Source organism: Vibrio viridaestus, from assembly GCF_003856525.1.
Taxonomy (GTDB): Bacteria; Pseudomonadota; Gammaproteobacteria; order Enterobacterales; family Vibrionaceae; genus Vibrio; species Vibrio viridaestus.
The window spans coordinates 421,130-434,295 of sequence record NZ_RJVQ01000003.1 but is presented as its reverse complement, the minus strand read 5'-3'; the positions used below and the strand labels follow the sequence as shown (position 1 = coordinate 434,295).

The window sequence follows — 13,166 nt, the reverse complement described above, 5'->3', positions numbered from 1 at the left end:
TCGATGAGTAATATTAGTGGTCAGGTTAAAACAAACGAAAAGGTTAAGTTTAATAACGCAGCCTTAGTCTACCAGCTCATCGACCTTAACGGACCGGTATCGCGCGTCAATATCGTACAGCAAAGCAACCTTGCCCCCGCAAGTGTCACTAATATTACTCGTCAGTTGATGTCGCATGGTCTTGTATCGGAACTTTCTCAAGAAGCTTCGACTGGTGGGCGGCCAGCTATCGCATTGACCACGAATCAAGCCTCACTTCACTTTGTCTCCTGTCGACTGGGTCGAACGGAACTGCATGTTGCAATGATGAATCTCGCAGGAGAAAGTCTCTCCCACGAGCGCATACCTCTGACAAATCATGATCCGAGCAGTATTGTTTCAACATTAAATACTGTCATTGGAGCTTCAATCAAACAGCATTCTAACGTTAAAATCATCGCCGTTGCGGTAACCCTAGCAGGTTTGATCGATACCCAATCCGGCCTAATACACTACTCACCCAACCATGAAATTGGTGGCCTTAATCTGGTCGATTCACTCAACGGATTTAATCTGCCGGTTTTCGTTGGCAACGACATCAGAGCTTTGGCACTTGCTGAGTACTATCTTGGTAATGCAAAACACTGCGACGATTTTATTCTCATATCGATCCACGGTGGTGTTGGTGCTGGAATCGTGTCCGATGGAAACTTACTAAGCGGTAAACAAAGAACCGTTGGAGAAATTGGCCACGTGCAAATCGATCCGTTCGGAGAAAAATGTCATTGTGGCAACTTTGGGTGTCTCGAAACTGTTGTTTCTAACCGAGCTGTTGTGTCCAGAGCAAAAACGCTCATTGATAGAGGACACCCTACTTCTTTAGCGTTCGATTCTTTATCCGTAGAGAATATCTGTGCTGCTGCGGAACATGGCGATGAAGTCGCAGTACATGTTGTCGAAGAAACAGCCCAGTATTTAGGTCAGGTCCTCTCTATCTTAGTCAACGTCTTTAACCCTGAGAAAGTTCTGCTGGCTGGTGAAATTATTGGTAGCTCTCAGATATTATTCCCTGAACTTCAGACTCAAATTGAGCGTAAAGCATTGAATAAATTTAATAAAGAAATGTTTCTATGTGTCGCTAAATTTCAGGAGCAAGGGACTATGGGTGGGTACGCACTTGTCAAAAGAGCAATGCACAACGGAGAGTTGCTATCACTTTTATTAGAAGAATCTTAATAAATTCAAGTAATTTGACGAAAAAAAGCATAATGCACTATAGTTAATTTGTTCCACATTAATTTTTAATGCTTTGTTACATCGTAAATTTGCACGTCAATTACGAATGAGGCACGATGATTGGTGGTATTTTCACCAAGGAGGCCAAAGGGTTATGCGCATTTTAAGTGTACTGTTTCTTCTTCTCGTAGCTGGATGTTCGAATGATGATTGGAGAACAGCAAGTCGAGCCCCCGCAGGTATAGCTATAGACCCAACAGAATATTCTGATGCCGTCATCGAAGCTTACGCGGCTAATGCGTATGGATGGAGAGGTATTTTTGCTGTGCACACATGGCTGGCAGTGAAACCAGAAAACGCCAAGGAATACACAGTTTATGAAGTAGTTGGATGGCGTTTGAAGCGTGGCCTACCCGCACTCCACGAATATCAAACTGCAACGCCGGATCGTTATTGGTACGGAGCGAAACCTAAAAAGTTCCTGTCGTTAACAGGCGAACAAGCAAAGGAGCTGATCCCGAAAATTGCAGTCGCAGTGTCGAATTATCCTTGGTCTGATGAATACACAGTCTTTCCGGGTCCAAATAGCAACACATTTCCTGCCTGGGTGGGAAAACAAGTACCAGAATTACAGCTTGATATGCCCTTTAGAGCAATCGGTAGTGGGTATGCGGAATAATGAACGCTTCAAAAGAAAACAGCCTCTTTATGGAGGCTGCTTTTTTATCTATCTATCACATGCGAACCAGTTATCTGGCCAATCCCAAATTAATTTATTATTAACCAGAACTTTCACTTTTCCATTGGCAGCATCTTCAGTATAGCCAACAACAACATCATCAAGGCTAACTTGGCACACTTTTGTACCACGTCTCAAGACTTTAGCGCGTGTATCAATACTTGCTTTCTGCATGGCCTGTAATCGAGCTTGACGCTCTATCTCTCTGTCATACTCAGCTTTCTTTTTAGCTAATTCCTGAGCTTTTTTATCATCAATACTTTTTTGTTTTGCAGTCTGAATTGAGTCAACATACCCTTTCTCCTTTGCTAGATTGAGAGCGTCATTCTGATCTGCGTTTTTTGGCACAATTGAATAAAAATCAATATCATACGCGCTAATATAATTACTATTCAATGAGCCTGACAGCTTATAATAAAATGCGATAATATCAGGATCCGAACTCAGTTCACATCCACCGTTATTCATACGTCCTTTTAATGTATGGCAATAATTATCTACCTGACTACGAATTTTAATCGGACTCGTGGGGGTAATATATCTCGCTGTAATAACAGAGAAACTACCGTGATCGTCTACATTGACATCAGACGCAAGCAGTTGATTGAGGAGCTTATCTCCCGGACCATAGGAATCATTAACAATTTTAACCAAGTGGTCTTTGATTCCGGGATCAATAGATATCTTTTTTGGTTGCTGTTGTTGAACGACTTTTTGTTCAGTGACCTGGCTAGTGAATGAAGTACACCCAGCCAACACTAGAGGACAAAGCATCGACAAACATATTGTCAGTCTACTTAACATATATTTACTGTTTTTATATCCAGTTGGATTCTTGTTATATCAAATTTAAGAACAATTTCAAGACGCTTGTGTCTCTTATACTAACGACTTACTCATAGGCAAAGCATTGATTGACATTAAGCTTTCATCACATATGCAATTCTGCTCACAACAATCGTAGCGAAGCTCAACTTTCGTCATAGAATGAAGGATTATTCGTCTCTTAAAATCACCCTAGCACAAATGCGATATAATACGCTTTAACAAGATATTTTTCTACTCCTTGATAAAACTATCTACACTTATATTAATTGATTCAAATTTTAAATAGTTGTCATTCACTAAATAAATATGACATTAAAATCAAAAGCTTAAAATCAAGAACAGCTCCAATAACAAAATTGACTTCAAAAACGATAGGCCTATTATATTTCTCGTAAAATAGATTTTATAATTCCTAGAAATTCAATGTTTCTCCAAATATAAAAATCACTTTGTATAATTTAAAGATAATTAATATTTAATAAATTTTAAATATTAGAAGGAGCATATAATGTCCAATATTGACAACTCAGATTACAGGCGATTATGGACTGGTAACTTCATCTCGCTTATTATTACAAACGGAGTGTTTTTTGCTGGATTTCACTTATTATTACCTGTTCTGCCTCTCTATGTATCTAAAATGGGTGGCACTCCAACTGAAGTAGGTCTTGTCGCAGGTATCTTCGTATTCTCTGCAATTATTATCCGAATGTTTTCAGATATAGGGAAGAAATACTTAGGTACCATTGGTTGCTTATTTTTAGGTATCATGATTTCTCTATTATGTGCTTGGGGATATTCATTATTTCCGAGTGTAGATGGAATACTGTCAATACGTATTCTTCATGGTGTAGGGTTCGGTATTGCAACAACATTTTATGCTACGCTAGCAGCAGTAATTATACCCCGCGCTCGAAAAGGTGAAGGTATGGGTTACTTTGGCTTAGGTACCACCGTAGCCATGGCAATAGCACCTGCATTTGGATTATGGCTGGCAACTGACTTTAGTTTTAACGCTGTATTTATATTTGCAGTTTCATGTCAAATCGTTGCTTTAATTTGGACTTATTTTTGCCACTTTGATAAACACTATTCATTTTCTAGCCAAGTAGTTGGTAATAAAATATCATTTTCAGACCAATTCGCGGTAAAAGGCGCACGATTTCCAGCATTGTTAACATTGTTATTTGGAGTTGGTTACGGAAGTATTTTAAACTTCGCTTCTGTTTTTTCTGAGGAGCAAGGAATAGGAAATGCAGGATATTTTTTCCTTGTTTCTACTATATGCGTCTGTATCTCTAGAGTATTTTCAGGAAGAATTTACGATAAGAAAGGGGCTGCATTCACTATTATTCCCGGAATCATACTCTTTTTAATTTCGTTCTACTCTTTGTACTACGTAAGAACACAGTTTAGCTTTTTACTCTGCTCTATTTTATATGGCTTTGGCCTAGGCGCCCTATTCCCAGCATTACAAACAGAGATATTGAATAGAGTCCCTGAAAGTAGAAGTAGCTCTGCAAGTGCAACATTTTACAACATGTTGGATATAGGCAATGGTTGTGGAGCAATACTATATGGCATGATCGCGGTAAACACAGGCTATGCCAAACTGTTCACCCTCTCGGGTGGCGTAATGACTTTAATGCTAATCCTTTATAGTCTAAATGTAGTGAAACGGAGAAACGTAACATCCAGTATCGAGGATGCGGTTCCTGAGCCTGTGATAACGGTTCCTGAATCAGATCTTTAGTGGCTATTCATAATGCGCAGCTCAGATGGTTATTTTAGGACTGGTCTGAGCCGCCTTGCTGACGCATCTCACGCTGTCTCATGGGCATTCTATCTATCTCACCAAACAGCTCTTTGAGCTCCATTTTATTCAGCCGTTGTTTTACACCACCATCTTTTCCAATGAGAAGAACGGCATCTTTTCCAAGACCGTAGCGTTCTTTTGAGTTCATATAGAGATCATTGGACACTTTACCCGTGTAATTAGTTTTAACGCCATCAGGTTGAAATATAAACCACACTACATCTCTCTCAGCAACGCCCGATACGCTATTTTGAAAGTAATTAATTGAATTTAAGTTATGTTTAGTTTCATCGACTAAAATGACTCTATTTTTCCACTGAAGATTTGAAATATCAGATAACTCAGATGCAATAGAGATATTCGCTGCCATGGCTAACGATACGATAGTGACGAACTTTGCTCCCTTCATGAGGTTACTCCCTTCAGATACACTTTTATTTGTAATATATTCACTTCCTGCAATCTTAAAGGTAGTCAAGTAACACTTATTTTCAATAACTTTGTAGCACATAAAATCATCAACGAAACTATACCGTAATACCGAGGTTCGCTAATTCTTGCTCGCATTGTCTCGCAGAATAAAATTGAATAGCTTGAATCCCAACAGCTTCAGCTCCCTTAACATTAGCTGCCATATCATCCAAAAAGACGCTCTCTTCCGCACGTAAATCAAATCGGTTAAGTACCGACTTATAAATAGTGGGATCGGGCTTAAGAACGCCTTCGTTAGCAGAAATAATGGAGCCTTCAAATAGGGACCAAAAGTCATAAGTTTTCTTTAAATAATCAATAATTTCAGTCACATTATCGGTTAATGCGTACAGCTTGTATCCAGCCTGCTTTAGTTTAAGTAGTAGCTCCATAGACCCATGCAACAAGATCTGAGTTGCTTTGACGTAATAGAACAGTGTCTCTGTATCGTCAGGACTCAAACTGAGTTTAAGTTGGTACTGTAATTTCGCTTCCTGCTCGGAAATAATACCTTGATTGAGTTTCAACCAAATTTCACTCTGAAATACCTGTTTAGTTTTATCATAAGGGCTAGGATCTTGAGGAAATGTCAGAGCAATAATTTCAAGAGGATTCCATCTAACTATTACATTTCCGATATCAAAAATTATATTTTTAATCATAAACTTACTTTAAATACCTCATCAATTGATAAAATTAATTTGGAGTTAAACATTTTAAATATAGTGGGGTCATCATTAATTTTTACATTGTAAATTTAAATGCTGTATAAAAAAACAGTATTGATGGTTTTTACATTTTCTCAAAGGGAGAATACTCTATCGTTAATTATATAAAACCAGTTCAATCTATGAAAAATATACGTCCAGCGACTGAAAGTGACATTTTGTCAATCGCACATATTGAAAAACTCTGCTTTCCTGCGGCAGAAGCTGCCAGCCTTGCTTCATTTAAATCTCGTTTTAATGCGTTTCCCGAATGTTTTTTCGTACTTGAAATAGATGGTGTTGTTGTCGCACATACTAATGGTTGTCGATTTAATCAACCCGCTTTGCCAGACGAATTATTTGAAAACGCTACACTTCATGAACCCAGTGGTAAATATCAAACTGTTTTTGGCCTGGCAGTTCTACCCACCTATCAGAGTAAAGGACTTGCTACTGAATTGATGCAACATTTTGTAGATGTGAGTAAGAGTAGAGATCTTTGCGGTATGTTTTTGACTTGTAAAGAACACCTTATCCCCTTCTATCAGCAATTTGGCTTCACAAATTTAGGGGTATCTGACTCTTGCCACGGTGGTGCAAGATGGTTTGATATGCGCCTAGATTTTTTGTAAATCAATAATAACTAGAAACTATTCAAAACTGCTTAAACATGTAAATTTTGCTATGTTTAACCTAAAGACTAAAATTAAGGTTGGCCAATGCAGCCCGAACTGCTCGACATAAAACAATTTCTGCTCCAATACCCTCCTTTCTCTGAAATACCTGAGGAGGAGGTAGAGGAACTCGTTCACCATATCGAAATATCCTACTATCGAAGTGACACTGACATTATTCCATTTGGTGGCAAGCTTAGAGACTTGTATATCATCAGGAGTGGTGCTGTTGAGCTATACCGAAGAAAAGGGGAACTCTATAATCGTCTAACTGAAGGCGATTGTTTCGGCCAAATGGGACTGCTCACTGACAACAAGGTCGTTTTCCCAGCAAAAGCGATTGAAGATACCCTTGTTTATTGCTTACCAGATACGTATTTCCAAGAACTATATGAAAAACACGAAGCATTCGCGGAATACGTCGAAGTTGATGATAAAGCCAGGCTTCGTCAGGCTGTATCAAACACAGGTGAACAAAATGACTTGACCACATCCAAAGTGAAAAAGTTATTAATGGGTGGCTCACCGTGGATAGATAAAAACTCCACTATCCGTGATGCTGCTCAAAAGATGGCTGACGAAAATTATTCCGCTCTACTCATCCTAGATAATGAGATTAATCTTGATACTGAAGAAGACGTCAGTTCCCTAATCGGAATCATCACAGACCGGGACTTGTGTACTCGTGTTTTAGCCACAGGATTAAGTCGCGATGAAAACATAGCAGAAGTTATGTCGACAGAGCTTATTTCTCTTGATCACAATGCGTATGTTTACGAAGCTATTTTAGCCATGCTGCGCTACAAGGTTAATCACCTGCCAGTAATGAAAGAAGGCAAACCGATTGGCATCATAGAGACATACGATATTGTTCGTTACGAATCGCAAAACTCTTTGCTACTAGTTAACAGTATTTTCCATCAAAACAGTATTGAAGAACTTGAAAGTGTTTCAAAACAAGTTGATGAAAGTTTTGTACGTATGGTCAATGAAGATGCCAATGCACATATGATCGGGACAGCTATGTCTGTCGTCGGAAGGAGTTTCAAGCAGCGAATTATCGAGTTGGCTGAAATTGAATTGGGTGCCCCCCCCATACCCTATTGTTTTGTCGCCATGGGGTCTATGGGACGAGATGAGCAACTTCTGGTGACGGACCAAGACAACGCAATTATTCTTGACGATAAATACGATGAAGATAAACATGGCGAATACTTTGCCGCCTTATCAACAATCGTATGTGATGGACTTGCTCGTTGCGGTTACAGCTACTGTACCGGGGATATTATGGCTTCCAACCCGATGTGGCGAATGACTCGCAAAGAATGGGAAGAGTGTTTCGCTGACTGGATAGATAATCCAAATGCCAAAGCCCTGTTAAACGCATCCATTTTCTTTGATTTAGATGGTGTATACGGCCGAGTAAAATGGGCAGAGCAACTCAACAGCTTCATTGTGAGAAGGGCTAAGAAAAACAATCGATTCCTTGCATGTCTCGCAAGAAATGCTCTAAACAGAACGCCTCCATTAGGATTTTTTAAGAACTTCGTGATGGAAAAAGACGGTCGACATAATAATTCAATCAACATGAAACGACGTGGGACCGCACCACTCGCTGACGTCATTCGTGTGCATGCTCTTGCTGTAGGGTCACGAGCTAAAAACTCTTTTGAGCGATTAGATGACATTATAGAAGCAGGTGTGCTGCCTAAAGGCCGAGGAGCCGATTTACGTGACGCAATGGAGTTTATATCCATGGTACGTATTCGCCACCAAGCCTACGATGTCGAAAATGGAATAGACCCAGATAATAACGTTGAGCCAGAAAATCTCTCTGATTTTGAAAGGCGAAATCTCAAAGATGCTTTTCAGGTTTTAAGTAATGCCCAGAATTTCTTAAAATATCGCTATCAAGGAAATAAGGGTCTGAAATAATGGGACTATTTAGCTTATTTAAACCGCCAATCATAGACTGGCCGAGTAAGTATGCCGCCAGAGAACAGCGTTCAGACAATACACTTCTGACGTCATTTTATTCTTCTGGTCTTCCCGCTCCTACTACTCCGATAGAAGAGATCGAGTTTCTCGCTATTGATTTAGAAACAACAGGATTAAATAGCCAGAAAGACGATATTATTAGCATTGGTGTCGTACCTTTCACACTTGATCGCGTCTATTTAGGTCATGCCAGAGAATGGATGGTCAAACCACGACGTAAGCTCAGTGAGGAATCGATCGTAATCCATGGTATTACACATAGTGATATAGCCAATGCTCCTGATTTTACGGAGATATTTCCAGACTTATTAAAAATGATGGAAGGCAGGATTATGGTTGTCCACTACCTAGAAATTGAGCGTACATTTCTTGATAAAGTGTTTAAATCAAGAGTGGGTGAAGGTTTCGAGTTCCCTGTTATAGATACAATGAACATAGAAGAAAAAGTATTGAAGAAGTCACAAAAAGGATTCTTCAATTTTCGCAATTCGCCCGAGAAAATTTCAACACGTTTAGCGCTCAGCCGACGTCGGTACGGCCTACCGAATTACCCGCCACATCACGCTCTAACCGATGCAATTGCAACGGCTGAACTACTTCAAGCTCAGATTGCACATTACTTTAATGCCAAGCAGGAAATCAGTCAGTTTTGGCTATAGAAAACAAAAGGGAGCCACTGGCTCCCTTTTATATTTATCACGGCTAACTGTCATTATACTTTGAAACGACGAATCTCTGATTCGAGCTCTTGCGATAATGACGATAGTCGAACCGCTTGTTCTGCTGCATCCTTGGCTTCTGCGGAGAATGCGTTTGAGACATCGCGAATGCCCTCAGTATTACGCGTAATTTCAGAAGTGACAGATGCTTGTTCCTCAGCAGCAGAAGCAATATGTGTCGCCATATCACTAATCGCAGAAACAACCTCTTTGATCTGTTCTAACGATACCGATGCACTGCTTGCGTCAGCGACACTCGTAGAGGCTAACGCTCGGCTATCTGTCATGATAGAAACCGCTTTACCTGTTGTTCCTTGAAGAGTTTCAATCATTTGTTGAATTTCTTTCGTCGATGCATGGGTGCGTTGACTAAGAACTCGAACTTCATCAGCCACAACAGCAAAACCTCGTCCCTGCTCCCCTGCACGAGCTGCTTCGATAGCCGCATTAAGAGCCAGCAGGTTGGTCTGCTCAGCAATGTCCTGAATGGTTGAAAGGATACTGCTAATCTGATTACCATGACCTTCTAACTCTTCAATAACACCTGTTGCAACTTCAACCTCTTTCGCAAGATTTTCGATAGACGACTGTGTCTGAGCTACCTGGTTTGCTCCGTCCTTACATGCAAAGACGGCATTATTTGAACTTCCAGCAGTTTGTTCAGCATTTCCCGCGATTTCATGAGTCGCTGCAGACATTTCGTTGATCGCAGTCGCGACCATATTGATTTCATCCTGCTGCTGTTGAATTCGTGCATTGTTCTGCTCAGATTGCTTAGCGGCTCTAACAGACTGCTCAAGAAGTTCTGCTGATACATGACCAAGTTTGGTCACCATTTGATGCATATTATCAACGAACTGGTTAAAGCTATGCGCTAACCGTCCCACCTCATCATCTGAATTAATCGTTAAACGTTGAGTTAAGTCGGCGTCACCCGACGCAATTTCTTCCAGAGCTTTGCTGACCCGAGATAAATCTCTTACTAGAAAATTCACTAACCATGAGACAGCTAAGAGTACCAACAATGTAATAACAATAGCAGTTGATATTAGCCCCCAGAGTAAGGAATCAGCTGATGCCATCTCCGTTTTTTTGTCTAGTTCAACGGCGAATATCCACTGCGTTCCTGGTACCGATTTAAAATAATACCATTTCGATACACCAGCTAACTCGACAGGAACCAAAGTCTGGTCTCTAGCGGCTTTATCAATCGTATTAATATCCAGTGACTGAGAAACCGTAGAAACTGGCTTTAGTGTTAAATCCTTATTCGGATGAGCTAACCAATTTCCATCTTGGGTATCGATTAACATCGTTCTAGCATTCTCGCCAGCATCAAACGAAAGGACATCAGAAATCAGCTGATCGATCAACACATCTGCACCAACGACACCAGAAAACTGCCCATTAATAAGCACCGGCTCTGCTATCGTGATCAAAAGCGCACGAGTCACCGCATCTTGATACGCTGTAGTCAGAATCATCTTTCCAGCAGAAGAAGCATCAATATACCAAGGACGTTTACGAGGATCATAACCGGCCTGATTTCTCTCTGGGTGCGAGCGGTACATGATTCCAGCAGTGGTTCCGTAATACAACTCATCAAAGCCGCCAGCAACACGCCCTTGCTTTAAAAATGGGATAGGATCACTGACGTCCGCATAATCTTTGAAAGCCGCTGTTATTGACTTGCGATCAGATACCCAATCTGAAATACCCTTGGATGCAGTAGCCGTTAATGTTTCGACCCTTTCCCGCATAGATTTTTGTGTTTGCTCGTATAGTCGATCGATAGACAACCATGTTAACGCGCCAGCCATAACCACTACAGCAGTCAGACTCGCTCCAATTAACTTTTGTTTTAGTGTAAATCTCATATTTAGTAGTTACCCACACATTTATTATTCTGTCGTGCGAGATACTAACCGCATTTTATCTAATATGCACTAATTATAGTAATTATAATTAATATAAGCTTTTGTTTTATATGGTAATAAGTCAAAAAAATGACTAAAATACAAAGAGGGCGACGTAATTCTGTCGAAGAGGTTATTTGTTGAACTAACTGTAATTTAAATAACAAAAAAACCAGCCGCACGGCTGGTTTTTGATTAATAATTGCGCAGTAAACTATCAGCGATAATCTTCTGTGCTCATGCCTTTAATTAAGCTTATACACATTAGAAGGAGGATAACTGTAAATGGTAATGCAGTAGAGATAGCACCAGCCTGAAGAGCTTGAACCGACTCAGTACCACCTACCCAGAGCAATGCCATTGCAATTGCCCCTTCAATAGAAGCCCAGAATATTCTTTGCGGTACTGGTGCATCAACTTTACCACCCGCAGTGATACTATCAATAACCAAAGAACCAGAATCTGAAGACGTGATAAAGAAGACCAGAACTAACACAACACCGACAAGAGAGAGCACTTTCCCGTATGGAATAACATCAAACATCTGGAACATCGCTAGAGAGACTTCAGTTAAGCCGTTTGCTCCCAGCTCACCAACTTTGTTGACTACCTGGTCTATTGCCATACCACCGAATACTGACATCCAGACTAGTGTAACTAGCGTTGGAACAATTAACACAGCAATCAGGAATTCACGTACTGTTCTACCGCGAGATACGCGAGCAATAAACATACCCACAAATGGTGACCATGAAATCCACCATGCCCAGTAGAATACAGTCCAACCTTGGAACCATGCTTCATCTGTACGTCCGTAGGGATTACTTAGAGGAAGAATATTTTCGATGTATGCCATCAATGTTGTTGGAATAGAGCTGAACGTTACTGAATAACCGATAAATGCAACAGCTACTAAAAGAATCAGTGCGATTACCATGTTGATGTTTGAGATGACTTTTACCCCACCATCAATACCACGAACTACTGATACGATCGCAAGTAACGTAACGCCAACAATGACACACATTTGTAGTGTCAAACCTGAATCAATGCCAAAGACATGGTGAATACCACTTGCAGCTTGCTGAGCGCCCATACCTAATGATGTCGCTAGACCAAATAGTGTCGCAACAACCGCTAAAATATCAACGATGTGTCCAGGCCATCCCCAAGCTCTATCACCCAGAATTGGATAGAAAATTGAGCGTATAGATAATGGTAAGCCTTTGTTGTAACAGAAAAACGCTAGTGATAACGCCACTACACCGTAAATAGCCCAAGGGTGCAGACCCCAGTGGTACATCGTCGCACCGAGAGCGAGACGAGCAGCTTCGGGAGTATTTGGCGTAACACCAAGTGGTGTCTCATACCAGCCTGTTAAGTACGCAACAGGTTCCGCAACACTCCAGAACATAAGACCAATACCCATACCGGCAGCAAATAACATAGCCAACCAAGACATAAATGAGTAGTCAGCGGTTGCATCTTGCCCTCCCAAACGGATTCTCCCATATGGGGTGATGATGAGTACCAAACAGAAAATAACAAAAATGTTACCAGCGTCAATAAACAGCCAGTCAAAATTGCCAATGATACTCCACTTAATTCCGTCTAATACCCCCTTTGCTGTTGCTGGGTCGGTAACAAGTGTCGCGATCAAAAAGATCAGAATTAAGCCAGCACTGATACCAAAAACAGGATTATGAACATCAAAACCCCATTTCTGAACATTATCTTGGCCAACGGTGTAATCAGTATTATCAATACTGTATTTATCTATACCTTTGGTCATATCCCCTCTCTAGTCGATTAGGTTAACAATCATTTATTGAAACGTACTATAACTAATTAGAAAAATTCGACATCCAATTAATTAGTACACATAGAAAATTATCTTATTAAAAACCGCTTAAATTTACACAAAATTTCCTTAAAAGTCCAATTTAGCGGACAAAAATCACAGATAAAGGCAATTTAAGGCGATTGTTTCACCAACTTTAACATTCTTGAAAAACATTACTTTAATTTGTACTCAAATGTTTTACAGTCGTTAATTACTACCTTACACTGTTTAGATATGAGG

General features: G+C 40.3%; 11 protein-coding genes. 6 read left to right on the top strand and 5 right to left on the bottom strand.

The window, feature by feature from the left end:
- The first annotated feature begins 3 nt into the window (after positions 1–3).
- A complete protein-coding gene (locus tag EES38_RS09555) occupies positions 4–1,215 on the top strand; it encodes an ROK family protein (RefSeq protein ID WP_124936952.1) in 1,212 nt (403 codons plus the stop codon).
- A 154-nt stretch (positions 1,216–1,369) separates the two neighbouring features.
- Positions 1,370–1,894, top strand: coding sequence for a DUF3750 domain-containing protein (locus EES38_RS09550; RefSeq protein WP_124936951.1), 525 nt, complete (start codon positions 1,370–1,372; stop codon positions 1,892–1,894).
- Positions 1,895–1,942: 48 nt separating this feature from the next.
- On the opposite strand, the gene EES38_RS09545 is transcribed toward EES38_RS09550, so the two are convergent.
- Entirely contained in the window at positions 1,943–2,728 is a 786-nt protein-coding gene (locus EES38_RS09545; protein WP_124936950.1) for a hypothetical protein, read from the bottom strand.
- Positions 2,729–3,290: 562 nt separating this feature from the next.
- Between EES38_RS09545 and EES38_RS09540 the strand changes: the two genes are divergently transcribed.
- Complete coding sequence (locus tag EES38_RS09540; RefSeq protein ID WP_124936949.1) at positions 3,291–4,535, top strand: MFS transporter; 1,245 nt, start codon at positions 3,291–3,293, stop codon at positions 4,533–4,535.
- Positions 4,536–4,569: 34 nt separating this feature from the next.
- Here EES38_RS09540 and EES38_RS09535 read toward each other — a convergent pair whose 3' ends face one another.
- Positions 4,570–5,007, bottom strand: coding sequence for a DUF4174 domain-containing protein (locus tag EES38_RS09535; RefSeq protein ID WP_166434233.1), 438 nt, complete (start codon positions 5,005–5,007; stop codon positions 4,570–4,572).
- A 118-nt stretch (positions 5,008–5,125) separates the two neighbouring features.
- Complete coding sequence (locus EES38_RS09530) at positions 5,126–5,731, bottom strand: HAD family hydrolase (RefSeq protein WP_124936947.1); 606 nt, start codon at positions 5,729–5,731, stop codon at positions 5,126–5,128.
- 188 nt (positions 5,732–5,919) lie between these two features.
- Here EES38_RS09530 and EES38_RS09525 point away from each other — a divergent pair, with 188 nt between their 5' ends.
- From EES38_RS09525 to EES38_RS09515, 3 genes are all read left to right on the top strand, one after another.
- A complete protein-coding gene (locus EES38_RS09525) occupies positions 5,920–6,408 on the top strand; it encodes a GNAT family N-acetyltransferase (protein ID WP_124936946.1) in 489 nt (162 codons plus the stop codon).
- Positions 6,409–6,495: 87 nt separating this feature from the next.
- On the top strand, positions 6,496–8,385 hold the full coding sequence (locus tag EES38_RS09520) for a DUF294 nucleotidyltransferase-like domain-containing protein (RefSeq protein ID WP_124936945.1): 1,890 nt from the start codon (positions 6,496–6,498) through the stop codon (positions 8,383–8,385).
- Positions 8,385–9,107 carry a 3'-5' exonuclease gene (locus EES38_RS09515; protein WP_124936944.1) on the top strand — a complete coding sequence of 241 codons (723 nt, stop codon included), beginning with the start codon at positions 8,385–8,387 and terminating at the stop codon, positions 9,105–9,107. Before EES38_RS09520 ends, EES38_RS09515 begins: the two co-directional genes overlap by 1 nt.
- Before the next feature lie 53 nt (positions 9,108–9,160).
- On the opposite strand, the gene EES38_RS09510 is transcribed toward EES38_RS09515, so the two are convergent.
- Both EES38_RS09510 and EES38_RS09505 read right to left on the bottom strand, forming a co-directional pair.
- The gene (locus EES38_RS09510; RefSeq protein ID WP_124936943.1) at positions 9,161–11,044 is read right to left on the bottom strand and encodes a methyl-accepting chemotaxis protein; all 1,884 of its coding nucleotides are present in this window, start codon (positions 11,042–11,044) and stop codon (positions 9,161–9,163) included.
- Between the two features lie 256 nt (positions 11,045–11,300).
- Positions 11,301–12,875, bottom strand: coding sequence for a BCCT family transporter (locus EES38_RS09505; RefSeq protein ID WP_124936942.1), 1,575 nt, complete (start codon positions 12,873–12,875; stop codon positions 11,301–11,303).
- Positions 12,876–13,166 lie beyond the last annotated feature (291 nt).

What these genes read in the sequence shown, in the direction of transcription:
- EES38_RS09555 (WP_124936952.1), top strand. Translation starts at nt 4, where the DNA reads ATGAGTAATATTAGTGGTCAGGTTAAAACAAACGAAAAGGTTAAGTTT.
- EES38_RS09550 (WP_124936951.1), top strand. Translation starts at nt 1,370, where the DNA reads ATGCGCATTTTAAGTGTACTGTTTCTTCTTCTCGTAGCTGGATGTTCG.
- EES38_RS09545 (WP_124936950.1), bottom strand. Translation starts at nt 2,728, where the DNA reads ATGCTTTGTCCTCTAGTGTTGGCTGGGTGTACTTCATTCACTAGCCAG.
- EES38_RS09540 (WP_124936949.1), top strand. Translation starts at nt 3,291, where the DNA reads ATGTCCAATATTGACAACTCAGATTACAGGCGATTATGGACTGGTAAC.
- EES38_RS09535 (WP_166434233.1), bottom strand. Translation starts at nt 5,007, where the DNA reads ATGAAGGGAGCAAAGTTCGTCACTATCGTATCGTTAGCCATGGCAGCG.
- EES38_RS09530 (WP_124936947.1), bottom strand. Translation starts at nt 5,731, where the DNA reads ATGATTAAAAATATAATTTTTGATATCGGAAATGTAATAGTTAGATGG.
- EES38_RS09525 (WP_124936946.1), top strand. Translation starts at nt 5,920, where the DNA reads ATGAAAAATATACGTCCAGCGACTGAAAGTGACATTTTGTCAATCGCA.
- EES38_RS09520 (WP_124936945.1), top strand. Translation starts at nt 6,496, where the DNA reads ATGCAGCCCGAACTGCTCGACATAAAACAATTTCTGCTCCAATACCCT.
- EES38_RS09515 (WP_124936944.1), top strand. Translation starts at nt 8,385, where the DNA reads ATGGGACTATTTAGCTTATTTAAACCGCCAATCATAGACTGGCCGAGT.
- EES38_RS09510 (WP_124936943.1), bottom strand. Translation starts at nt 11,044, where the DNA reads ATGAGATTTACACTAAAACAAAAGTTAATTGGAGCGAGTCTGACTGCT.
- EES38_RS09505 (WP_124936942.1), bottom strand. Translation starts at nt 12,875, where the DNA reads ATGACCAAAGGTATAGATAAATACAGTATTGATAATACTGATTACACC.